General features: G+C 58.6%; 24 protein-coding genes. 23 read left to right on the plus strand and 1 reads right to left on the minus strand.

Annotated features, from left to right (window positions below; all coding sequences use genetic code 11):
- Window positions 1-22: 22 nt before the first annotated feature.
- The 12 genes from ACZYSM_RS16715 (at window position 23) to flhB (ending at window position 9,521) form a co-directional block, all read left to right on the plus strand.
- Entirely contained in the window at window positions 23-328 is a 306-nt protein-coding gene (locus ACZYSM_RS16715; protein ID WP_489072602.1) for an STAS domain-containing protein, read from the plus strand.
- A gap of 5 nt (window positions 329-333) precedes the next feature.
- A complete protein-coding gene (locus ACZYSM_RS16720; protein ID WP_489072604.1) occupies window positions 334-2,040 on the plus strand; it encodes an ATP-binding SpoIIE family protein phosphatase in 1,707 nt (568 codons plus the stop codon).
- Window positions 2,041-2,070: 30 nt separating this feature from the next.
- The gene (locus ACZYSM_RS16725) at window positions 2,071-2,415 is read left to right on the plus strand and encodes an Hpt domain-containing protein (protein WP_489072606.1); all 345 of its coding nucleotides are present in this window, start codon (window positions 2,071-2,073) and stop codon (window positions 2,413-2,415) included.
- A gap of 109 nt (window positions 2,416-2,524) precedes the next feature.
- Window positions 2,525-3,874 (plus strand): flagellar hook-length control protein FliK, encoded by a 1,350-nt coding sequence (locus ACZYSM_RS16730; RefSeq protein ID WP_489072608.1) that lies wholly within the window; start codon window positions 2,525-2,527, stop codon window positions 3,872-3,874.
- Between the two features lie 244 nt (window positions 3,875-4,118).
- Window positions 4,119-4,616 carry a flagellar basal body-associated protein FliL gene (gene fliL, locus ACZYSM_RS16735; RefSeq protein WP_489072610.1) on the plus strand — a complete coding sequence of 166 codons (498 nt, stop codon included), beginning with the start codon at window positions 4,119-4,121 and terminating at the stop codon, window positions 4,614-4,616.
- Between the two features lie 9 nt (window positions 4,617-4,625).
- Window positions 4,626-5,594 carry a flagellar motor switch protein FliM gene (gene fliM / locus ACZYSM_RS16740; protein ID WP_489072612.1) on the plus strand — a complete coding sequence of 323 codons (969 nt, stop codon included), beginning with the start codon at window positions 4,626-4,628 and terminating at the stop codon, window positions 5,592-5,594.
- 58 nt (window positions 5,595-5,652) lie between these two features.
- Window positions 5,653-6,117 carry a flagellar motor switch protein FliN gene (fliN, locus tag ACZYSM_RS16745; protein ID WP_489072614.1) on the plus strand — a complete coding sequence of 155 codons (465 nt, stop codon included), beginning with the start codon at window positions 5,653-5,655 and terminating at the stop codon, window positions 6,115-6,117.
- Window positions 6,118-6,552 (plus strand): flagellar biosynthetic protein FliO, encoded by a 435-nt coding sequence (gene fliO, locus ACZYSM_RS16750; protein ID WP_489072616.1) that lies wholly within the window; start codon window positions 6,118-6,120, stop codon window positions 6,550-6,552.
- Window positions 6,552-7,301 (plus strand): flagellar type III secretion system pore protein FliP, encoded by a 750-nt coding sequence (gene fliP, locus ACZYSM_RS16755; protein WP_489072618.1) that lies wholly within the window; start codon window positions 6,552-6,554, stop codon window positions 7,299-7,301. Before fliO ends, fliP begins: the two co-directional genes overlap by 1 nt.
- Before the next feature lie 24 nt (window positions 7,302-7,325).
- Window positions 7,326-7,595, plus strand: coding sequence for a flagellar biosynthesis protein FliQ (gene fliQ / locus ACZYSM_RS16760; protein WP_007948918.1), 270 nt, complete (start codon window positions 7,326-7,328; stop codon window positions 7,593-7,595).
- A gap of 3 nt (window positions 7,596-7,598) precedes the next feature.
- Window positions 7,599-8,381, plus strand: a complete 783-nt coding sequence (fliR, locus tag ACZYSM_RS16765; RefSeq protein ID WP_489072621.1) for a flagellar biosynthetic protein FliR — start codon at window positions 7,599-7,601, stop codon at window positions 8,379-8,381.
- A gap of 3 nt (window positions 8,382-8,384) precedes the next feature.
- Window positions 8,385-9,521: a flagellar biosynthesis protein FlhB gene (gene flhB, locus ACZYSM_RS16770; protein ID WP_489072623.1), complete on the plus strand. Its 1,137-nt coding sequence runs from the start codon at window positions 8,385-8,387 to the stop codon at window positions 9,519-9,521.
- A gap of 143 nt (window positions 9,522-9,664) precedes the next feature.
- On the opposite strand, the gene ACZYSM_RS16775 is transcribed toward flhB, so the two are convergent.
- Window positions 9,665-9,889, minus strand: a complete 225-nt coding sequence (locus ACZYSM_RS16775) for a DUF6124 family protein (RefSeq protein WP_489072768.1) — start codon at window positions 9,887-9,889, stop codon at window positions 9,665-9,667.
- Window positions 9,890-10,634: 745 nt separating this feature from the next.
- Here ACZYSM_RS16775 and flhA point away from each other — a divergent pair.
- From flhA to ACZYSM_RS16830, 11 genes are all read left to right on the plus strand, one after another.
- A complete protein-coding gene (flhA, locus tag ACZYSM_RS16780) occupies window positions 10,635-12,764 on the plus strand; it encodes a flagellar biosynthesis protein FlhA (protein WP_489072625.1) in 2,130 nt (709 codons plus the stop codon).
- An 11-nt stretch (window positions 12,765-12,775) separates the two neighbouring features.
- On the plus strand, window positions 12,776-14,095 hold the full coding sequence (flhF, locus tag ACZYSM_RS16785) for a flagellar biosynthesis GTPase FlhF (protein WP_489072627.1): 1,320 nt from the start codon (window positions 12,776-12,778) through the stop codon (window positions 14,093-14,095).
- A 119-nt stretch (window positions 14,096-14,214) separates the two neighbouring features.
- A complete protein-coding gene (gene fleN / locus ACZYSM_RS16790) occupies window positions 14,215-15,045 on the plus strand; it encodes a flagellar synthesis regulator FleN (protein WP_489072629.1) in 831 nt (276 codons plus the stop codon).
- A complete protein-coding gene (gene fliA, locus ACZYSM_RS16795) occupies window positions 15,042-15,785 on the plus strand; it encodes an RNA polymerase sigma factor FliA (RefSeq protein WP_489072631.1) in 744 nt (247 codons plus the stop codon). Before fleN ends, fliA begins: the two co-directional genes overlap by 4 nt.
- Before the next feature lie 166 nt (window positions 15,786-15,951).
- Window positions 15,952-16,323 carry a chemotaxis response regulator CheY gene (locus ACZYSM_RS16800; protein WP_024012118.1) on the plus strand — a complete coding sequence of 124 codons (372 nt, stop codon included), beginning with the start codon at window positions 15,952-15,954 and terminating at the stop codon, window positions 16,321-16,323.
- A gap of 22 nt (window positions 16,324-16,345) precedes the next feature.
- Complete coding sequence (locus ACZYSM_RS16805; protein ID WP_489072633.1) at window positions 16,346-17,134, plus strand: protein phosphatase CheZ; 789 nt, start codon at window positions 16,346-16,348, stop codon at window positions 17,132-17,134.
- Window positions 17,135-17,212: 78 nt separating this feature from the next.
- Complete coding sequence (locus ACZYSM_RS16810; RefSeq protein WP_489072635.1) at window positions 17,213-19,450, plus strand: chemotaxis protein CheA; 2,238 nt, start codon at window positions 17,213-17,215, stop codon at window positions 19,448-19,450.
- Between the two features lie 49 nt (window positions 19,451-19,499).
- The gene (locus ACZYSM_RS16815) at window positions 19,500-20,639 is read left to right on the plus strand and encodes a protein-glutamate methylesterase/protein-glutamine glutaminase (RefSeq protein ID WP_489072637.1); all 1,140 of its coding nucleotides are present in this window, start codon (window positions 19,500-19,502) and stop codon (window positions 20,637-20,639) included.
- Window positions 20,639-21,379: a flagellar motor protein gene (locus tag ACZYSM_RS16820; protein ID WP_489072639.1), complete on the plus strand. Its 741-nt coding sequence runs from the start codon at window positions 20,639-20,641 to the stop codon at window positions 21,377-21,379. Before ACZYSM_RS16815 ends, ACZYSM_RS16820 begins: the two co-directional genes overlap by 1 nt.
- Before the next feature lie 278 nt (window positions 21,380-21,657).
- Window positions 21,658-22,545: a flagellar motor protein MotD gene (gene motD, locus ACZYSM_RS16825; protein ID WP_489072641.1), complete on the plus strand. Its 888-nt coding sequence runs from the start codon at window positions 21,658-21,660 to the stop codon at window positions 22,543-22,545.
- Window positions 22,546-22,595: 50 nt separating this feature from the next.
- Window positions 22,596-23,384: a ParA family protein gene (locus tag ACZYSM_RS16830; RefSeq protein ID WP_489072643.1), complete on the plus strand. Its 789-nt coding sequence runs from the start codon at window positions 22,596-22,598 to the stop codon at window positions 23,382-23,384.
- Window positions 23,385-23,407 lie beyond the last annotated feature (23 nt).

The following is a 23,407-nucleotide window of genomic DNA, read 5'->3' on the forward strand; positions in this document are numbered from 1 at the left end:
CCAATGACAAGGAAGCATTATCATGTCGGTTGTATCTGAAGTATCACCGGACGGGCAAAAGCTGACGATCTCGATCACGGGACGTTTTGATTTTGGCAAACATCAGGAGTTTCGCGACTCCTACGAGCACCTCAACCAGACGCCAAGCGCGATTGTGGTCGACTTGAAAGACGCGACCTATCTCGACAGTTCGGCGCTGGGCATGCTGCTGTTGCTACGTGATCACGCCGGCGGAGAGAACTCCGACGTGCGAGTGATCAACGGTAGCTCGGATGTTCGCAAAATTCTCGCCATCTCCAACTTCGACAAACTCTTCGACATCAGTTGATCGGCATGCAGTCGGTGTCTGAGCCGCTGACGGTGTTGATCGCCGAAGACAGTGCAGCCGATCGTATGCTGCTGTCGAGTATCGTCCGTCACCAGGGTCATGAAGTGCTGACGGCCAGCAACGGTGCCGAGGCCGTGGCAATTTTCGAGCAGCAGCGACCGCATCTGGTGTTGATGGACGCCATGATGCCGGTCATGGACGGTTTCGAGGCGGCGCGGCAGATCAAGCAATTGGCCGGCGAAACCCTGGTGCCGATTATCTTCCTGACCTCACTGACCCAAAGCGAAGCCCTGGTTCGTTGCCTGGAAGCGGGTGGCGACGACTTTTTGGCAAAACCCTATAACCAGGTGATTCTGGCCGCCAAGATCAAAGCGATGGACCGTTTGCGCCGGTTGCAGGCAACGGTGCTTGAGCAGCGCGACCTGATTGCCAGGCACCATGACTACTTGCTCAATGAGCAGCGGGTCGCCAAGGCCGTATTCGACAAGGTGGCACATTCCGGCTGCCTGAATGCGCCGAATATCCGTTACCTGCAATCGCCTTATGCCTTGTTCAATGGCGACTTGCTGCTGGCTGCCTTCACGCCTGCCGGCGACATGCACGTTCTGCTGGGCGATTTCACCGGCCACGGTTTGCCCGCTGCGGTCGGTGCCATGCCGTTGGCGGAAGTGTTCTATGGCATGACGGCCAAGGGCTATGGCCTGCCGGAAACCCTGCGCGAAATGAACGCCAAGCTCAAGCGCATCCTGCCGGTTGATATGTTTTGCTGCGCAACCCTGCTTTGCCTGAGTTTTCAGCGTCGGGCGGTGGAGGTCTGGAATGGCGGGATGCCGGATGGTTATCTACATTGCATCGCGACGGGCGAACGTACGCCGCTGGTGTCGCGGCATTTGCCGTTGGGTGTACTGAGCGCGCACGCCTTCAATGACCGGACCGAAGTCTTTCCTATGGCGCTCGGGGATAGGGTTTTCCTGTTGTCAGATGGGGTGATCGATACCTGTGATGCCAATGAGCAACTGTTTGGCGTTGAGCGATTAGAGCGGGTATTTGCTGCCAATCACCATCCAGCCCGGCTGTTTGAGGAGATCGAGCAAGCGCTGAAGGATTTTCGCGGTGAGGCCCGCGATGATGTCAGCATGGTCGAGGTGAGTTTGCTGGAGGCGGCACAGCTGAATCCTCCGGTGATGGTTTACTCCGACAGTGGGCAGTCCAGTCCTCTGGATTGGTCGGTGAGTTTCGAGTTTCGCGCGGCCACGCTCAAGCGTTACAACCCCCTGCCATATTTGCTGCAGTTGTTGCTTGAGGTGCATGGTCTGCGGGCGCAAAGCGGAGCGCTCTACAGTGTGATGGCCGAGCTTTATTCCAATGCTCTGGAACACGGCGTGCTGGGTCTTGATTCAAGCCTCAAGCGCGATGCCCGAGGTTTTGCGCAGTACTATCAGCAGCGCAACGCGCGCCTGAGTGAACTTGAAGACGGCTACGTGCGGGTGCACCTGCAGGTGGAGCCGCGAGGCGAGGGTGGATGCCTGGTGGTTCGGATCGAGGACAGTGGTGCAGGCTTTGATGTACAGCGAGTAATGGCCAGGCCCGTCGATATCGATAAATTGTCGGGGCGTGGGGTGAGCCTGATTCGCCAGTTGAGCCAAAGCGTGAGTTGGTCCGACGATGGACGGAGTGCCCGCGTGGAGTTTTCCTGGGAGGCTCTGGCATAATCCGCGAATTCTTGATCAGGGAGCGAACAAGTGGCTGAGATTCATCTGGACCACGATGTGTTGAGCGCATTGCAGGAAGTTATGGAGGATGAGTATCCGCTGCTGCTGGATACCTTCCTCTCTGATTCGGAAGAGCGTTTGAGGCAGTTGCATGCAGCTGATGATGCAGACCAGCTCATATCTACGGCCCATAGCTTCAAGGGCAGTAGCAGCAATATGGGCGCTGTCCGTCTCGCCGAGCTGTGCCATCAACTTGAGCAGCGGGCCAAAGAGCTGTCGCCTGCCGGTATCGAAAAACGGGTGGCTGAGATTGACGGCGAGTTCGCTATTGTCCGTTCTCTGTACAAAGAGGAGCGCGAGCGTTTCCATTGTTGAAAAAAAACCGCCGCCTGGCGGTTTTTAGCTTCGGCGAAGCAATCTGGCTCGACCTTTGCTTTATGTTCTCCAACTGTACCTACGATCCTAGTGCAGCGGAGACCGTTTTATGCCCCTTACCCCGAACATGCTTCTTCAGGCCGCGTCGAAGGCCAAGACTCAGGCTGCCACTGCCAATACCCCGTCAGTTGCTGCCGGGCCTGGGGATAAGGCTTCAAGCTTTGCTCAGGTCTATGCCAAAGAGTCGCAGAACAAACCCGTCGTGACAGGTGAGGGGGCTGCCAAGCCAGTGCGTGCCAAGGTCACGGATAATGCGGGCAAGAAGGACGCGGTCAGTGATAAGGCTGCCGCCCCGGAACCGGCAGTGGCCGATAGCGGCAAATCCTTGCCTGCCGATGGAAGTGCCGATTCGCCCGATAAGCTCGCCAGTGAGGATGTGCCCGCGACCGACACCCCGGTGGCTGGCAGTGTTGCGCTCGACCCAATGCCCGACCCAACGCTGGACCCCGCGTTGATGCAAGCAGTGCTGCCGGTCGTGCAGCCGGTTGTTCCGCCACCTGCGGCCGAAACGCCGCCTGCGGTTACGCAAGTGCAGCCGCAGGTTGAAGCTCCGCTTGCCGCAGCGGCAGCTGCCAAAGTGGTGGTGGCAGATCCCCCGTTTGACCCTCACGCCGACCCGCTCGATGCGCTGCCCGCAGTGCGTCTGGCCCTTGAGCAAAGTGGCCATGTTTCGGCTTCCAGTCAGCCTCAGTCCAAAGCTGCACCGGCTCAGGCTGAGCTGACTCCGGCACAAAACTTTGCCAACGGTCTGGTGACCATGGTTGATCAGCAGGCGAGTAAAGACAGTACCGGCCAGGGCAGTGACAAGGCTTTCAGCGGCTTGATTGATGAGGGTCTCAAAGACCTGAAAAATGCCTCCAGTGATACTCGTGTCGATGACTTCGCCAACCGTCTGGCGGCGCTGACTCAGGCTGCAACGCCAAAGACCGCCAATGCGCTGCCGGTGAATCAGCCGTTGGCCATGCATCAGAGTGGCTGGACCGAAGAGGTGGTCAACCGGGTCATGTACCTGTCCAGCGCCAATCTCAAGTCTGCCGATATTCAGCTGCAGCCGGCTGAATTGGGACGACTGGATATTCGCGTGAACATGGCCGCGGATCAGCAGGCTCAAGTGACCTTTATCAGTGGTCATGCCGTTGTGCGTGAAGCGCTGGAAGGGCAGATGCACCGCCTGCGCGACATGTTTACCCAGCAGGGACTGGGACAGGTCGACGTCAACGTGTCCGATCAGTCCCGTGGCTGGCAGGGCCAGGAGCAGGCCCGGCAAGGGCAGAACCGCAGTGGCGGTAATGGCGATCGGCTGGATTCGAGCGACGATGAGCTGCCGATGAGTGTGGCTGACGTCGCTGCCAGCACTACCAGTGTCGTGGGGTCCAGTGCGGTGGACTATTACGCCTGATTAATCTGCGTCGCCTGTGAAAAGATCGTCCGAACGCGGCCCGAACCTGCGGCAGCTCCTACGGATTAGCGTACGCCTGGATATCCCGGGTGCGCGCGGTCTCTCCCTGGAGCTGCAGCAGACTGGGATCTTTTGATTCATCCCTGCACCCCCCGATCCGTCCTACTCCCGACAACTCTGGCATAACACTTGCTCTTGCCTTGCCGTGCGACTGTGAAAACCCGAATAGTGACGGATTATTGGCATGGCGAAGAGCGAAGCAGTGAAAGACCCCGCCGGGAAAGGCAAACTCAAGCTTATTCTCCTGATTGTTCTGGCGTTGCTGCTGGTAATCGGCGTGTCCATTGGGGCGACCTGGTACGTCATGCACAGTGCCAAGAGCAAGCCTGAACCGACTTCGGATGTGGTCAGCAACGTAAAATCTGCAGCGATCTATGAACCGATGGCTCCAGCCTTCGTGGCCAACTTCAACCAGAACGGTCGTCAGCGTTACATGCAGGTGAGCATTACGATGCTTGCGCGTAACCAGGCCGATCTGGATGCGCTGAAAGTCCACATGCCGGTGATCCGCAATAACCTGGTCATGCTCTTCTCCGGGCAAAGCTTCGATGCCTTGGCGACCCCGATCGGCCAGGAAATACTGCGCCAGAAGGCGACTGCCAGCGTGCAGGAAGTGGCGCAGAAAGAAGTTGGCAAAGTGGTGGTCGAGCAGTTGCTCTTTACTAACTTCGTACTGCAGTAGGAACACGACATGGCCGTGCAGGACCTGCTGTCACAGGATGAGATCGATGCGCTGTTGCATGGTGTCGACGACGGTCTGGTACAGACCGACAACGCTGCCGAACCCGGAAGCGTCAAAAGCTATGACCTGACCAGCCAGGATCGCATCGTCCGCGGACGCATGCCGACCCTGGAAATGATCAACGAACGTTTCGCCCGCTACACCCGGATCAGCATGTTCAACATGCTGCGTCGTTCGGCGGACGTTGCCGTCGGTGGTGTGCAGGTCATGAAGTTCGGCGAATACGTGCACTCGCTGTATGTGCCGACCAGTCTCAACCTGGTCAAAATCAAACCGTTGCGCGGCACCGCGTTGTTCATCCTCGACGCCAAACTGGTGTTCAAACTGGTGGATAACTTTTTCGGTGGCGACGGTCGTCACGCGAAGATCGAAGGTCGTGAGTTCACTCCGACCGAGTTGCGCGTGGTGCGCATGGTGCTGGAGCAGGCCTTCATCGATTTGAAGGAAGCCTGGCAGGCGATCATGGAAGTGAACTTCGAGTACATCAACTCGGAAGTGAACCCGGCCATGGCCAACATCGTCGGACCGAGCGAGGCCGTTGTGGTCTCGACCTTCCACATCGAACTCGATGGTGGTGGTGGCGATCTGCACGTGACCATGCCGTACTCGATGATCGAGCCGGTCCGGGAGATGCTCGATGCCGGCTTCCAGTCGGATCTCGATGACCAGGACGAGCGTTGGGTCAAGGCGTTGCGCGAAGACGTGCTGGACGTCGATGTGCCGCTGAGCGCCACCGTCGCGCGTCGTCAGTTGCGTCTGCGGGACATCCTGCACATGCAGCCCGGTGATGTGATCCCGGTGGAACTGCCCGAAGAATTGATCATGCGTGCCAATGGCGTGCCGGCCTTCAAGGTCAAACTGGGCTCCCACAAGGGCAACCTGGCGTTGCAAGTGGTTGAGCCGATCGTGCGCCGTTAAGCGGTGCATGTACCCATTCGCTTTTGTTAAATGATTTTTTGCCCGCCGAGGACAACTGATGGCTAATGACGATGTAATTTCCGCGGAAGATCAGGCCTTGGCTGATGAGTGGGCTGCTGCTTTGGGAGAATCCGGTGATGCCAGCCAGGACGATATCGATGCCTTGCTGGCCGCCGATGCCTCAACCGGATCGGGCTCTAACCGTTTGCCGATGGAAGAGTTCGGCAGCGTGCCAAAAAATAACCAACCAGTCAGCCTCGATGGTCCGAACCTGGACGTGATCCTGGATATCCCGGTGTCGATTTCCATGGAAGTGGGCAGTACCGAAATCAACATCCGCAACCTGTTGCAGTTGAACCAGGGTTCGGTGATCGAACTGGATCGTCTGGCGGGTGAACCACTGGACGTGCTGGTCAATGGCACGCTGATCGCTCACGGCGAAGTAGTGGTGGTCAACGAGAAGTTCGGCATTCGCCTGACGGACGTGATCAGCCCTAGCGAACGCATCAAGAAGCTGCGCTAAGTGAAGAAGTTTCTCGGCGTATTGCTGGTCTTGCCGTTCAGCGTATTAGCGGCAGAACCGGTGGCGCAGGTCACTGCGCCGGTGGCCAGTAGCGGTATTGCCGGGCAACTGACGCAGTTGGTGTTGGGCCTATTGCTGGTGCTGGGCCTGATCTTCTTCCTGGCCTGGCTGTTGCGTCGGGTTCAACAGGCAGGACCTGCCGGCAAAGGGCAGGTGATCGAACTGATCGGCTCGCGGGCCCTTGGGCCGCGAGATCGTCTGGTGTTGGTGCAGGTCGGCAGCGAGCAGATTCTGCTGGGTCTGACGCCGGGCACCATCACGGCCTTGCATGTACTCAAGGAGCCGGTTCAAGTGCCGAGCACCGAGCAAGCGACACCCGAGTTTGCCCAGCGCCTGATGGAGCTGTTGGGCAAGGACAATAAGGATAAGAAGTAATGCCTTTGCGCATAGTGTTGACGCTGGTGCTAATGCTGGCGACGCCGCTGGCGTTCGCCGCCGATCCGTTGTCGATCCAGGCGATCACCTTGGGTACTGGCGCCAACGGGCAGCAGGAATACTCGGTCAGCCTGCAGATTCTGCTGATCATGACCGCGCTGAGTTTCATTCCGGCGTTCGTCATGCTGATGACCAGCTTCACCCGGATCATCATCGTGTTCTCGATTCTGCGTCAGGCCCTGGGCTTGCAGCAGACGCCGTCGAACCAGATTCTCACCGGCATGGCGCTGTTTCTAACCATGTTCATCATGGCGCCGGTGTTCGATCGGGTTAATCAGGATGCTTTGCAGCCCTACCTGGCAGAAAAACTCACGGCCCAGGACGCGGTGGCCAAGGCTGAAGTACCGATCAAGGACTTCATGCTGGCGCAGACCCGCAGTAGCGATCTGGAGCTGTTCATGCGTTTGTCCAAGCGCACCGACATCGCCACCCCGGATCAGGCACCGTTGACCATTTTGGTCCCGGCCTTCGTCACTTCCGAGCTGAAAACGGCGTTCCAGATCGGTTTCATGATCTTCATTCCGTTCCTGATCATCGACCTGGTGGTGGCCAGTGTGCTGATGGCCATGGGTATGATGATGCTCTCGCCGCTGATCATTTCCCTGCCGTTCAAGATCATGTTGTTCGTACTGGTGGATGGTTGGGCGTTGATCATCGGTACCCTGGCGAGCAGTTTTGGCGGTGTTTAAAACCTTGTTGGCGGGTGGTGCGTTATGACTCCTGAAGTTGCTGTAGACATCTTCCGTGAAGCGCTCTGGTTGACCACCATGATGGTCGCTGTGCTGGTCATTCCGAGTTTGCTGGTGGGTTTGCTGGTGGCGATGTTTCAGGCGGCCACGCAGATCAACGAACAGACCTTGAGCTTCCTGCCGCGTCTGCTGGTGATGCTGGTGACGCTGATCGTCGCCGGGCCCTGGCTGGTGCAAACCTTTATGGAATACATCCTGCAGTTGTACGGCAGCATTCCGCAGGTCATCGGCTAAACCATGTCGATGCTTGCGCTGACCGACACGCAGATCAGCACCTGGGTGGCGACGTTCATGTTGCCGCTGTTTCGTGTCGGTTCCTTGCTGATGGTCATGCCGATCTTCGGCACGACCCTGGTGCCCAAGCGCGTGCGTTTGTACTTCGCACTGGCGATCACCGTGGTCATCGTTCCAGGCTTGCCACCGATGCCTGAGGTGCATGCGCTGGACCTCAGTGCGCTGCTGCTGATTGCCGAGCAGATCATCATCGGTGCGATCCTGGGGTTCTCCTTGCAGCTGTTCTTCCAGGCATTCGTGGTGGCCGGGCAGATCGTCGCGATTCAGATGGGCATGGGCTTCGCCTCGATGGTCGACCCTACCAACGGCGTGTCAGTGGCGGTGATCGGGCAGTTCTTCACCATGCTGGTGACGCTGCTGTTTCTATCAATGAATGGCCACCTGGTCGTCTTCGAAGTACTCACCGAAAGCTTCACCACCTTGCCGGTCGGCGGTGGCCTGGTGGTCAACCATTTCTGGGAGTTGGCCGGCAAACTCGGCTGGGTGCTGGGCGCTGCCCTGTTGCTGGTGTTGCCGGCGATCACCGCATTGCTGGTCGTCAACATCGCCTTCGGCGTGATGACCCGGGCGGCGCCGCAATTGAACATCTTCTCCATCGGCTTTCCGCTGACGCTGGTGCTGGGTCTGGTGATTGTCTGGGTCGGTCTGGCCGACATCCTCAATCAGTATCAACCGCTGGCCGTCGAGGCCTTGCAGTTTTTACGCGAACTGGCACAGGCGCGCTGAGGCATGGCTGAGAGCGAAAGCGGTCAGGACAAAACAGAAGACCCCACGGACAAGCGCAAGAAGGATTCGCGCGACAAGGGTGAGATTGCCCGCTCCAAGGAACTCAATACCCTGGCAATCATGCTGGCCGGTGCGGGCGCTCTGCTGATCTATGGCGGCGCGCTGGCGCAGGACCTGCTTGAGCTGATGCGACTGAACTTTTCGCTGCCACGTGAGACGCTGCTCGATCAGCGCTACATGGGGATCTACCTGCTGCACTCGGGGGAAATGGCCATTCTGGCCGTTCAGCCGATTTTGATCACATTGCTGCTGGCGGCGCTGATAGGACCTATTTCGTTGGGCGGCTGGCTGTTCGCGGCGAGCAGCATGGCGCCCAAGTTCAGCCGAATGAACCCGCTCAGCGGCCTCAAACGGATGTTTTCCAGTAAGGCTTTGGTGGAGCTGCTCAAGGCTCTGGCCAAATTCATCATCACTCTGTTCGTGGCGCTTGCGGTGTTGTCCTCGGACATCGATGACCTGCTGCGCATCGCCCATGAACCCTTGGATCAGGCCATCATTCACAGTATTCAAGTGGTCGGCTGGAGCACCCTGTGGATGGCCTGCGGCTTGATTGTGATTGCTGCCGTGGATGTGCCGGTGCAGCTCTGGGAAACCCACAAGAAACTGCTGATGACCAAGCAGGAAGTCCGCGATGAGCACAAGGATCAAGAAGGGCGGCCAGAGGTCAAGCAGCGGATTCGCCAGCTCCAGCGCGAAATGTCGCAGCGGCGGATGATGGCGGCAGTTCCCGAGGCGGACGTAGTGATCACCAACCCGACTCACTACGCCGTGGCCCTCAAGTACGACCCGGAGAAAGGCAACGCACCGGTGCTGCTGGCCAAGGGCAGTGATTTCCTGGCCTTGAAGATTCGCGAAATCGCCGTGGCCAATAATGTGTTGCTGCTCGAGTCGCCAGCCCTGGCGCGTTCGATCTACTACTCCACCGAACTTGAACAGGAAATCCCCGCGGGGCTGTATCTGGCGGTCGCTCAGGTGCTGGCCTACGTCTATCAGATCCGCCAACACCGGGCGGGCAAGGGCAAGCGCCCTGATCCGCTCAAAGACCTGCCGATTCCGCCGGATTTGCGGCGCGATTCCTGAAAGTTGTAGTGATCGTTCCGGCCCCATCGCGAGCAGGCTCGCTCCCACATTGGAATGCATTTCAAATGTGGGAGCGAGCCTGCTCGCGATGGGTCTTCAGCTCAACGCTGAGCTGACTGATAAAACTCCCTACTGCTTGTCCCCTATGCACCCGCTGGCTTCAGCGGTTTTTCCTGCTCCAGCGCCTTTTCGATCAGCAGCAGGCCCAGTTCCAGCATTTGATGAATGGCCAGAGCGAGGTTGCGATCTTTACTTTCGAGATCGTCGGAAAGGTCGAGGGTCAGGGCGGTGGCCGAGCGGAAGGTTTCGTAGGCATAGGCCCGCAACGCTTGGGTGTTGATGTCGGGGGCGACGGCGAAGATCTGCAGGGGGCGATCGTTGCAGGAGCGAGGCTTGGCCGGTGAGTGTGGGTTTAGGTGGTGATCGAGGGCTCGGCGTACGGCTTGGTGGAGTTTTTTCGAGTCGAAGGATTAGTAGGGGGAAATATTTTCGGTTTCGGGGGGATTTGGAGTGACTTTGATCATGGTGAAGCTCCTTTCGTTGGGGAGCCGCCACCGTCTGCCGCCAAGCAGATTTGGGTGACGGATTGCACAAGGTTGGCGGACCGGAACGAAAGGAACCCGGCACCCCCGAAGGGGTCCTCGCGCAATCCGCCATGACACAAGAATGCGGGCGAAAAAAAACGCCTGCAATCGTGTTTGGGGGCGCTGTTGCGCCTTTCGAATATCGGACCGCCAAGCCCGTCCGCTGATTTTGCAGCGACCAGTGAAGGTTATCCGCCGACCTTCGCCAAAGCAAGCCTCAAACCCCCGTCGGAAAACTCTGTTTTGTGTTGCCTGCTTTTGATAGTTGCCAGCCGTACCGGCCTCATCGCGAGCAAGCCCGCTCCCACATCTATGATTTCATTACTAGATCGGCTGCGGACACTTTTTCTGTGTGCGCCATAGATTCAATGTGGGAGCGGGCTTGCTCGCGATAGCGTCCTCCCGGGCACTGCAAATCCCTGATCAACACACTATTTTCTGCCTCTGCAAAAGTTGGAAGGCTTCTTGCAATAGCCGCCTTGCGCCGCTTCAGGCGTCAAAAGTTTGCTTCAAGGAACGGGGAATACCGGTGGATCGCTCTCAGTTAATCAACAACGCCCGCAGCAACCTGGCTGACCTCACTCGAGGCAATCTGGGTGTGCCGCTGCTGCTGTTGGTAATGCTGGCAATGATGATGTTGCCGGTCCCGCCGTTTCTGCTGGACGTGTTCTTCACCTTCAACATTGCCCTGTCGATTGTTGTGCTGTTGGTCTGCGTCTACGCCCTGCGGCCGCTGGACTTTGCGGTGTTTCCGACCATTCTGCTGGTCGCGACCTTGCTGCGGCTGGCGTTGAACGTTGCATCGACGCGGGTGGTGATGCTCCACGGGCATGATGGTCATGCCGCTGCGGGCAAGGTGATTCAGGCTTTCGGTGAGGTGGTGATCGGCGGCAACTACGTGGTCGGTATCGTGGTCTTCGCGATTTTGATGATCATCAACTTCGTCGTAGTGACCAAGGGTGCCGGACGGATTTCCGAGGTGAGCGCGCGCTTTACCCTCGATGCGATGCCCGGCAAGCAGATGGCGATCGACGCCGATCTCAACGCGGGATTGATCGATCAGAACCAGGCCAAGTTGCGCCGTCTTGAAGTAGCGCAAGAGGCAGAGTTCTACGGCTCGATGGACGGTGCCAGCAAATTCGTTCGCGGTGACGCCATCGCCGGCCTGCTGATTCTGTTCATCAACCTGATCGGTGGGATGGCGGTCGGTATCTTCCAGCACAACATGACCTTCGCCGATGCGGGCAAGGTTTACGCGCTGTTGACCATTGGTGACGGTTTGGTGGCGCAATTGCCATCACTGTTGCTGTCGACGGCGGCGGCGATCATGGTGACCCGTGCGTCAGGCTCCGAAGACATGGGCAAGCAAATCCATCGGCAAATGTTCGCCTCGCCCAAAGCGCTGGCGGTGGCTGCCGGGTTGATGGCGGTGATGGGGCTGGTGCCCGGCATGCCGCACTTCTCCTTCCTCAGCCTGGCCGCGGTAGCCGGTGGAATGGCGTATCTGGTCTGGAAGAAGCAAAACATCGTCAAGGTTCAGGCTCTGCAAGAGGTCAAGCGCCAGCAGGAACTGCTGCCTTCACCGTCGCGCGCTCAGGAAACCAAGGAATTGGGCTGGGATGACGTGACGCCGATCGACATGATCGGCCTGGAAGTCGGCTATCGGCTGATCCCGCTGGTGGACCGTAACCAGGGTGGTCAGTTGCTGGCGCGGATCAAGGGCGTGCGCAAGAAGCTCTCCCAGGATCTGGGCTTCTTGATGCCGACTGTGCATATCCGAGACAACCTCGACCTGGCGCCGAGTGCGTATCGCCTGACCCTCATGGGGGTGATCCTGGCCGAGGCAGAGATTTATCCGGACCGGGAACTCGCCATCAACCCCGGCCAGGTCTACGGCACGCTCAACGGTATTACCGCCAAAGATCCGGCTTTCGGCCTGGAGGCGGTCTGGATCGAAGTCAGTCAGCGCGCTCAGGCGCAATCGCTGGGGTACACGGTGGTGGACGCCAGTACCGTGGTAGCCACGCACCTTAACCAGATTCTGTACAAGCACTCCAGCGAGTTGATCGGCCACGAGGAAGTGCAGCAACTCATGCAATTGCTGGCTAAAAGCTCGCCAAAACTGGCAGAAGAGCTGGTGCCGGGGGTGGTGTCGCTGTCGCAGCTGCTCAAGGTGTTGCAGGCGTTGCTGGCCGAACAAGTGCCGGTACGGGACATTCGCAGCATTGCCGAGGCGATCGCGAACAATGCCGCCAAGAGTCAAGATACTGCCGCGCTGGTGGCTGCAGTGCGCGTTGGCGTATCCCGAGCAATCGTCCAAAGCATTGTAGGCACTGACTCCGAGCTGCCAGTAATCACGCTGGAACCAAGGTTGGAACAGATATTGCTCAATAGTCTGCAGAAGGCAGGGCAGGGCCAGGAAGAAGGTGTTCTGCTGGAGCCAAGCATGGCTGAGAAGTTGCAACGCTCGTTGATCGATGCGGCGCAGCGTCAGGAAATGCAAGGTCAACCGGTGATTCTGCTGGTAGCAGGTCCGGTACGCGCGATGCTCTCGCGGTTCGGACGTCTCGCAGTCCCGGGTTTGCATGTGTTGGCGTATCAGGAAATTCCTGACAACAAGCAAGTGACCATTGTTGCGACAGTAGGGCCCAACGGCTGAGGTAGTGGTTTATGCAAGTTAAGCGTTTTTTCGCCGCCGATATGCGTCAAGCCATGAAACTGGTTCGCGACGAGCTGGGCGCTGATGCCGCCATTATTGGTAATCGCCGGATCGCCGGTGGTGTCGAGCTGACGGCTGCCCTGGATTACAAGCTGTCCGCGCTGGCACCGCGAGTGCCGAATATCGAGCTTGAAGACGAGTTGCGCAAAACCCAATCGCGAATCGTCACGGCCCAGGCTGAACTGAGCCTGCGCGGTGAAGGCGATTCAACCACTAATCGTCAGTTGTTCGCCGGTTTGCCGCTGACTGCCGCCGAACCATTGATCGAGCCAACCTTCGCTGAACCCTATCGTCCAGCGCCGGCCCCCGTCGCTTCACCTACCGTGGATCAGCGCGCTTTTGACTCGATGCGTTTCGAACTCAACGGTCTGCGTGAGCTGCTGGAAGTGCAGTTAGGCTCGCTGGCCTGGAACCAGATGCAAGGCAGTCGACCACAACAGGCCAACCTTTGGCGTCGCCTGCAACGCATCGGTTTGTCCGGTCCACTGTCACGCGACCTGCTGGCACTGATTACTGAAATTGAAGAGCCACGTCAGGCCTGGCGCATGCTGTTGGCGCACCTGGCGCGGATGATCGCGACACCCGAGATCGAGCCGCTGGAAGAGGGCGGGGTGATCGCCATGGTCGGCCCCGCCGGCATGGGCAAGACCACCACGCTGGCCAAGCTGGCGGCGCGCTATGTGCTCAAGTACGGCGCGCAGAACATCGCGCTGGTGAGCATGGACAGCTACCGTATTGGCGCCCAGGAACAACTCAAGACCTTGGGGCGCATCCTCAATGTCTCCGTGACTCACCTCGACCCGGGCCAGTCCCTGGCGCAGGCTCTTGATCCGCTGCTGCGCAAGCGTGTGGTGTTGATCGATACCGCCGGCCTTCAGGCCAGTGACCCGGCGTTGCGCATGCAGCTGGAAAGCCTGGCGGGTCGCGGGATCAAGTCAAAAAATTATCTGGTGTTGGCAACAACCAGCCAGAAACAGGTTCTAACCGCCGCTTATCACAGTTACAAACGTTGCGGGCTGGCCGGCTGCATCCTGACTAAACTGGATGAAACGGCAAGCCTGGGCGAAGTGTTGAGTCTGGCGATCAGTCACGAGTTACCCGTGGCCTATCTGACCGATGGGCCGCGGATTCCGGATGATCTACAGTTACCACGTCGCCATCAGTTGGTCAGTCGTGCGGTGAGTGTGCAGATGCAGGAAGAACCCAGCGAAGAAGCCATGGCTGATATGTTCGCTGACCTCTACCACAGCCCGACCAAGCGGGTCGGCTAAGGTAATAACGAATAGATTGCAGTGTACCTACATCGATGGTCTGCCATGCATTGTTCCAATGGTGAACGCGCAGCCAGTTATGTGGCCTCCGTCTAAGTAAGACAAGGTAAAGAAAGAACATGGGCAGCATGCATCCCGTACAGGTGATCGCGGTGACCGGCGGCAAAGGTGGCGTCGGGAAGACTAACGTGTCAGTGAACTTGTCCCTGGCTCTAGCTGAGCTCGGCCGGCGCGTCATGCTGCTGGATGCCGATCTGGGGCTGGCGAACGTCGACGTTCTGTTGGGGCTGACACCCAAACGCACTCTGGCCGATGTGGTCGAGGGGCGCTGTGAGCTGCGCGATGTGCTGCTTCAGGGGCCAGGTGGGATTCGCATTGTCCCGGCGGCGTCCGGTACGCAGAGCATGGTGCATCTAAGCCCGGCCCAGCATGCCGGGTTGATCCAGGCCTTCAGCGATATCGGCGACAACCTCGACGTGCTGGTGATCGACACCGCCGCCGGTATTGGTGAGTCGGTTGTCAGTTTCGTTCGCGCAGCGCAAGAAGTGTTGCTGGTGGTCTGCGATGAGCCGACCTCGATCACCGATGCCTACGCCCTGATCAAACTGCTCAATCGTGACTACGGCATGAACCGCTTCCGTGTGCTCGCCAACATGGCGCAGAGCCCTCAGGAAGGCCGCAATCTGTTCGCTAAGTTGACCAAGGTCACGGATCGCTTCCTGGACGTGGCTTTACAATACGTCGGTGCGGTTCCCTACGACGAGTGTGTGCGCAAGGCTGTGCAAAAGCAGCGCGCAGTCTATGAAGCTTTCCCGCGCTCGAAGTGCTCACTGGCGTTCAAAGCCATTGCCCAGAAGGTCGATACCTGGCCGCTGCCTGCCAATCCACGCGGGCATCTGGAATTTTTCGTCGAGCGGCTAGTGCATCAAATAGCAGGACCGGTGCTATGACCGCCAGCGGTTACAACCTTTACAAGAAGTCGGCACGTGATGACAGTCAGTACGAACTGATCGAGCGCTATGCGCCACTGGTCAAGCGTATTGCCTACCACCTGCTGGCGCGTCTGCCGGCCAGTGTTCAGGTCGAGGATCTGATCCAGGCCGGGATGATTGGCTTGCTCGAAGTGTCGACTAAATACGACGCCAGCAAGGGCGCGAGTTTCGAGACTTACGCGGGTATCCGCATTCGTGGCGCAATGCTCGATGAAGTGCGTAAAGGTGACTGGGCTCCACGTTCGGTACACCGCAATACCCGGATGGTCAGTGACGCAATCCGCTCAATTGAAGCTAAAACCGGTTGTGACGCTAAAGATCATGAGGTTGCGGCCGAACTCCAATTGAGTCTCGACGATTATTACGGGATTTTGAATGACACCTTGGGTAGCCGGTTATTCAGCTTCGACGATCTGTTGCAGGACGGCGAGCATGAAGGGCTGCACGAGGGTGGCGCGAGTACTCATCTCGAGCCGTCGCGTGATCTGGAAGATGAACGCTTCCAGGCTGCGTTAGCGGACGCGATTGCCAATTTGCCGGAGCGTGAGCGACTGGTGTTGGCGCTGTACTACGACGAAGAGCTGAACCTCAAGGAAATCGGTGAGGTCCTGGGAGTCAGCGAATCGCGGGTCAGCCAGTTACACAGCCAGTGCGCGGCCCGTTTACGGGGGCGTTTGGGGGAGTGGCGAGCGCGCTGACAGGCAGTGTGGGGACACTGCGAACGAGGCTGGTACGGCAATAGCTGCACCGGTCACGGCCCGTTGTGCTCCATGCAGTCGTTGAGTGTTACGCCGAATTGATTGAATGGCGTGTCCAGGTGCTGGGCGCGTTTAAGACTGCTTGGAGGTCGAATTGGACAAGAACATGAAAATCCTCATCGTTGATGACTTCTCAACGATGCGGCGGATCATAAAAAACCTGTTGCGTGATCTGGGGTTCACCAACACGGTCGAGGCGGATGACGGTACTACCGCGATTCCGGTCCTCAACAGCGGGAGCATCGACTTTCTGGTAACGGACTGGAACATGCCTGGCATGACCGGTATCGACCTGCTGCGCCACGTACGAGCCGATGAAAAACTCAAACATCTGCCGGTGTTAATGGTCACGGCCGAAGCCAAGCGCGAGCAGATCATCGAAGCCGCTCAGGCCGGTGTGAACGGCTATGTGGTCAAACCATTCACGGCTCAGGCGCTGAAAGACAAGATCGAAAAAATCTTTGAACGCATCGGTTGATGACGTCCGCCATGGGGGAGCTATGGAGCATAACGAATTTTCACAGGGCGATTTTGAATCGACCCTGAAAAAACATGCCCACGAATTGGTCGAGAGCCTTGAAAAAGGCAAATTCGGCGACGCGGTGCAACTGATCCATGAGCTCAACCAGACCCGTGATCGCGGCCTGTACCAGGAAGTTGGCAAGCTCACCCGCGAGCTGCATAGCGCGATCGTCAATTTTCAGATTGACCCGAATATGCCGCAAGCCGAAGAAGTTTCGCAGATCACGGATGCGACTGAACGCCTGTCCTATGTGGTCAGGCTGACGGAGGCTGCGGCCAACCGCACCATGGACCTGGTCGAGAACAGCACCCCGTTGGTCAATGGCTTGAGTACCGAGGCTCAGGCCTTGAGCGTGGACTGGGGGCGGTTCATGCGCCGTGAAGTCGGTGCTGAAGAGTTTCGCGAACTGGCCCGGCGGGTTGATGGTTTCCTGACGCGTAGCGAGCAGCAGACTCGCATCGTGTCGAGCAATCTCAACGACATCCTGCTGGCCCAGGATTACCAGGATCTCACCGGTCAGGTGATCAAGCGCGTGACTCAGTTGGTCACGGAAGTCGAAACCAATCTTCTCAAACTCGTGTTGATGGCCAGTCAGGTCGATCGTTTTGCGGGCATTGAACATGACCGCGAATCGATCCTCGCTGAAAAAGATCCGGAAAAACATCTGTCTCAGGGTGAAGGTCCGCAGATTCATGCCGATAAACGTGAAGACGTTATGTCCGGTCAGGACGATGTAGACGATTTGCTTTCCAGCCTTGGATTTTAGGTTTCTAGGTCGTGATGACGGTTAATGCCGGTCGCGCCATTAACCGTCATCACGACCTACTGTAGGAGCACCCCACCAATGAGCTTCGGCGCCGATGAAGAGATCCTTCAGGATTTCCTGGTTGAGGCCGGCGAAATTCTTGAGCAACTGTCCGAGCAATTGGTCGAGCTGGAAAGCCGACCCGATGATGCGGACCTGCTCAATGCAATTTTTCGCGGTTTTCACACTGTAAAAGGGGGCGCCGGCTTCCTCCAGCTTCATGAGCTGGTGGAGTGCTGTCACATCGCCGAGAACGTCTTCGATATCCTGCGCAAGGGTGAGCGTCGCGTCGACTCGGAATTGATGGACGTGGTTCTGGAAGCACTGGATGCGGTGAACGGTATGTTCACCGAAGTCCGTGAGCGCACAGCGATCACTGCCGCAACACCGGAATTGCTGGCGGCGTTGGCTCGCTTGGCCGAGCCAGCCTCTGCCGATGCTGCACCGGCTGTTGAAGTGGTTGCCGAGCCTGTCGCCCAGAGCGATTCAGGCGATATCACCGACAATGAATTCGAACTGCTGCTCGACTCGCTCAATGCGGTCAAAGCTCAGGCAGAATCGCCTGTAGCGGCTGCACCGGCTCCGGTCGCGGCGGGTAGCGATGAAATCACCGATGCCGAATTCGAGTCGTTGCTCGATCAGTTGCACGGTAAAGGCCAGTTCGCTGTTGGCGCAGTGGTAGCACCGGCTGAGCCTGCGGCACCCAAGGCTGCTGTGGCCAGCAATGAAATTACCGACGACGAATTCGAAGCCCTGCTCGATCAGTTGCACGGCAAAGGTACGTTTGCGGTCGACGCCCTGGAAACCGCTATCGCTGCGGTGCCGGTTGCTGCCGCGCCAAGTGCCAAGGCAGCAGGCAGTGATCTGATTTCCGATCACGAATTCGAGTCATTGCTTGACGAGTTGCACGGCAAAGGCAAGTTCACCGAAGTGTCTGGCGCTGCGACTGCTGCGACTGCTGCGGTTGCGGCGCCTGTCGCCAAAGCGGTTGTGAAGCCGGTTGCAAAAGCACCTGAAGCCAAGGCCGAAGCGCCAAAATCGGCAGCTCCTGCACCGGTTGCGGCCAGAGCGCCTGCGGTTGCGCCAGCAGAAAAGCCGGCCAGTGAAGCCGAGACTACCGTGCGGGTCGATACCGCGCGGCTGGACGAGATCATGAACATGGTCGGCGAACTGGTGCTGGTGCGTAACCGCTTGGTCCGTCTGGGCCTCAACAGCGGCGATGAGGCTATGTCCAAGGCTGTGTCGAACCTTGACGTGGTGACGGCCGACCTGCAAACCGCGGTGATGAAAACCCGGATGCAGCCGATCAAGAAAGTCTTCGGTCGCTTTCCGCGACTGGTACGCGATCTGGCTCGTCAGCTGAAAAAAGAGATCAACCTGGAGCTGGTCGGCGAAGAAACCGATCTCGACAAGAACCTCGTCGAGGCCCTGGCCGACCCGCTGGTCCACTTGGTACGCAACGCGGTCGACCATGGTATCGAGTCCCCGGAAGAACGCGAAGCCTCGGGCAAATCCCGCTGTGGTCGTGTGGTGCTGGCGGCGGAACAGGAGGGTGACCACATCCTGCTGTCGATTTCCGATGATGGCAAAGGCATGGACCCGAATGTCCTGCGTTCCATCGCGGTGAAGCGCGGTGTGATGGACAAGGATGCCGCCGATCGTCTGAGCGACACCGAATGCTACAACCTGATTTTTGCGCCGGGTTTCTCGACAAAAACCGAGATTTCCGACGTGTCCGGTCGTGGCGTGGGCATGGACGTGGTGAAAACCAAGATTTCTCAGCTTAACGGTTCGATCAACATCTATTCGACCAAGGGCCAGGGCTCGAAGATCGTCATCAAGGTCCCGCTGACCCTGGCGATCATGCCGACGCTGATGGTCATGCTCGGCAACCAGGCCTTCGCTTTTCCGTTGGTCAACGTCAACGAGATTTTCCATCTCGACCTGTCGCGCACCAACGTGGTCGATGGCCAGGAGGTAGTGATCGTGCGCGACAAGGCGCTGCCACTGTTCTACCTCAAGCGCTGGCTGGTCGCCTCCGCCGCTCACGAAGAGCAGCGTGAAGGCCACGTGGTGATCCTTTCAGTGGGCACTCAGCGGATCGGCTTTGTCGTCGATCAACTGGTCGGTCAGGAAGAAGTAGTCATCAAGCCATTGGGCAAAATGCTCCAGGGAACTCCGGGCATGTCCGGCGCCACCATTACCGGTGACGGCCGCATCGCTTTGATTCTCGATGTCCCGAGCATGCTCAAGCGTTACGCCACGCGGCGTATTTGATTCTGGTGGTGCGGGGCGGTTTTGCCCCGTCCTGCCTAACGGAGTGTTTATGGTAGTCAAGGTCCTGGTGGTGGATGATTCGGGTTTTTTCCGCCGCCGCGTCTCGGAAATTCTTTCAGCGGATCCGAATATCCAGGTCGTCGGCACGGCGACCAACGGTAAAGAGGCGATCGATCAGGCTCTGGCCCTGAAGCCAGACGTGATCACCATGGACTACGAGATGCCGATGATGGATGGCATCACGGCAGTGCGGCACATCATGCAGCGCTGCCCGACTCCGGTATTGATGTTCTCCTCGCTGACCCATGAAGGCGCTCGGGTCACCCTGGACGCGCTGGATGCCGGTGCGGTGGACTTCCTGCCGAAGAATTTCGAAGACATCTCGCGTAATCCCGAGAAGGTCAAGCAACTGCTGTGCGAGAAGGTTCACAGTATCTCGCGCAGTAACCGTCGTTTCAGCGCCTACAGCACACCCGCGTCGCAACCGGTGGCTGCACCCGCGCCCGCACCGTCTCCGTCTCCCTCGGTCAGCAGTTTCGGCAGCAGTGCACCCGCGCGTTCCGCACCTGCACCGGTTCCTGCCCGTACTCCTGCGGTCAGCCCGAGTTCGCCTGCACCGAAACGCAAATCCTACAAGCTGGTCGCCATCGGTACGTCTACGGGCGGCCCGGTAGCGTTGCAGCGGGTGCTGACTCAGCTCCCGGCAAACTTCCCGGCGCCGATCGTGTTGATCCAGCACATGCCGGCGGCCTTCACCAAGGCGTTTGCCGAGCGCCTGGACAAGCTGTGCCGCATCAGTGTCAAGGAAGCCGAGGACGGCGATGTTCTGCGTCCAGGTCTTGCTTTGCTGGCGCCCGGTGGCAAGCAAATGATGATCGACGGCCGTGGTGCGGTGAAAATCCTCCCGGGCGACGACCGTCTGAACTACAAGCCGAGTGTGGACATTACCTTCGGCTCGGCAGCCAAATCCTACGGTGACAAGGTTCTGGCGGTGGTGCTCACCGGCATGGGTGCCGACGGCCGCGAAGGCGCACGAATGCTCAAGCAGGGCGGCAGTGCGATCTGGGCCCAGGATGAGGCCAGTTGCGTGATCTACGGCATGCCAATGGCCATCGTCAAAGCTAACCTCGCTGACGCGGTATACGGCCTGGATGAAATTGGTAAGCATCTGGTCGAGGCGTGCATCTGATGGATGTTTTAAGCCTTATCGGGATCATCATGGCGTTCGTCGCCATCATCGGTGGCAACTACCTGGAAGGTGGTCATCTCGCCGCACTGGCCAACGGCCCGGCGGCGCTGATTGTGTTGGGTGGTACCGTCGGTGCTGCATTGCTGCAGTCACCGATGAGCGCCTTCAAGCGCGCCATGCAGATTTTTGGCTGGATTCTGTTTCCGCCTCATGTCGATCTGGCCGGTGGCATCGATCGCGTGGTGAACTGGAGCCAGACCGCCCGCAAGGAAGGCTTGCTGGGTCTTGAAGGTGTGGCCGATGCAGAGCCCGACAGCTATTCGCGCAAAGGCCTGCAACTGTTGGTCGACGGTGCCGAACCGGAAGCGATCCGCAGCATCCTTGAAGTGGACTTCTACACCCAGGAAAGGCGTGACATCGACGCTGCCAAAGTGTTTGAAAGCATGGGCGGTTATGCGCCGACCATCGGCATCATCGGCGCGGTCATGGGCCTGATCCATGTGATGGGCAATCTGGGCGACCCTTCGCAACTGGGCAGCGGGATTGCCGTGGCCTTCGTCGCGACTATCTACGGTGTCGCCAGCGCCAACCTGGTGCTGCTGCCGATTGCCAGCAAACTCAAGTCGATCGCCATGCGCCAGTCGCGTTATCGCGAGATGTTGCTTGAAGGCATTCTGTCGATTGCCGAAGGTGAGAACCCTCGTTCCATTGAGTTGAAGCTTCAGGGCTTCATGGACTGATGGGGTAGCAGGGCGTGCTCACAGTGAATGGCGAAGCGCGCAGTGCCCCGCAAGCCGCAAGACCAGGCATGAGGAGAGAAGTTTGGTTGCTTCAAATGAACGACGAATAACGACGTATTGCGGCTTGCGGGGCGCTGCCCTCCGGGTTGGTGCTGTGATTGCGCGAGGCTGCGTTGCGGGACTTGAGAAGGGAACAGCCATTCTCGGCGTCCTGCGCCTTGCCTGGCGCAATCACAGCGCCAACGCGCTTCGCCATTTACTGTGAGCACGCCCTGACTATGGCTCGTCGTCGCCAACCTGAAGAACACGTCAACCACGAACGGTGGCTGGTGTCTTACGCCGACTTCATCACGCTGCTGTTCGCTTTCTTTGTGGTGATGTACTCGATTTCGTCGATCAACGAAGGTAAATACAAAGAGATTTCCCAGGCCCTGATCGGCGTGTTCAATGACCCGGAGCGCACCCTCAAGCCGATTCCCATCGGTGATGAACGTCCGAAAACTGTCACGCCGGCCCAACCGCTGGTCAAGGACAGCGAGCAGATTGACGCAGGCATTGCTCAGGCGAGTAACGATCCGCTGAAGTCCATTGCCGACGACATCAGCGCCGCGTTCGGCGATCTGATCAGTTCCAGGCAGATGACCATCCGCGGCAACGAGTTGTGGGTCGAAATCGAATTGAACTCCAGCCTGCTGTTCGGCAGCGGTGACGCTATGCCCAGTGATATCGCGTTCAATATTATCGATAAGGTGGCGAAGATTCTGAAACCCTTCGACAACCCGATTCACGTCGAAGGCTTCACCGACGATCAGCCGATCCGCACCGCGCAATACCCGACCAACTGGGAGCTGTCCTCAGCCCGCTCGGCCAGCATTGTGCGCATGCTCGCCATGGAGGGTGTGAATCCGGGCCGCCTGGCCTCGGTCGGTTATGGCGAATTTCAGCCGGTGGCCAATAACGCGACGTCCGAAGGCCGTGCGCGCAATCGCCGCGTGGTGCTGGTGGTGTCGCGCAACCTTGATGTGCGCCGCAGTCTGACGGGCACCGGAGCGGCCAATGCCAAACCCGATGCCGCATTGAAGCGTGCTGGCACACAAACTGCACCCACGCCTGTAAAGTCGCCGGGACGAGGGAACACCGTCAATTCTCCGTCGCCCGCCCTATAACTTAGCGCCATTTCTCGGTTGAGCCTGTTCGACCGGGAGGAACAATCTGAATGAGAGTCTGGGCAGTTGCCAATCAAAAGGGTGGTGTTGGTAAAACCACCAGTTCCATCGCTCTAGCCGGTTTGCTGGCTGAGGCGGGCAAGCGCGTGGTTGTGGTCGATCTCGACCCCCATGGCTCCATGACCAGCTACTTTGGCTATGACCCCGACAGCCTGGAACACAGCAACTACGACCTGTTTCTGCACAAGGGCAGCGTGCCTGCGGGGTTGCCCGGTCAATTGCTGCTGCCCACCAGTGATGAACGTATCTCCCTGTTGCCTTCCAGCACTGCGCTGGCCACCCTTGAGCGCCAGTCGCCGGGGCAGAGCGGCTTGGGCCTGGTGATCGCCAGGAGTCTCGCGCAGTTGTGGCAGGATTTTGATTACGCGGTGATCGACAGCCCTCCATTGCTCGGTGTGCTGATGGTCAATGCCTTGGCGGCGAGCCAACAGTTGGTGATCCCGGTACAGACCGAACACCTGGCGGTCAAAGGCCTGGAGCGCATGGTCAACACCCTGGCGATGATCAACCGTTCGCGCAAGCAGGCGTTACCCTTCAGCATCGTGCCGACCCTGTTTGACCGCCGGACCCAGGCTTCCCTGGGTACGTTGCGGGTGCTGCGCGACATGTATCCCGAGGACATCTGGCAAGGCTACATTCCGGTCGATACCCGCTTGCGAGATGCCAGCCGGGCAGGGCTGACGCCTTCTCGGTTCGACGGTAAAAGCCGAGGAGTTCTGGCCTATCGCGCGCTGCTCAAGCACCTGCTTTCCCAGCAGCTCGTCCCGCAGGTGGCTTGAGATGAGGCTTCTTTCTGTAGGCG

The organism is Pseudomonas sp. F220 (assembly GCF_057813935.1).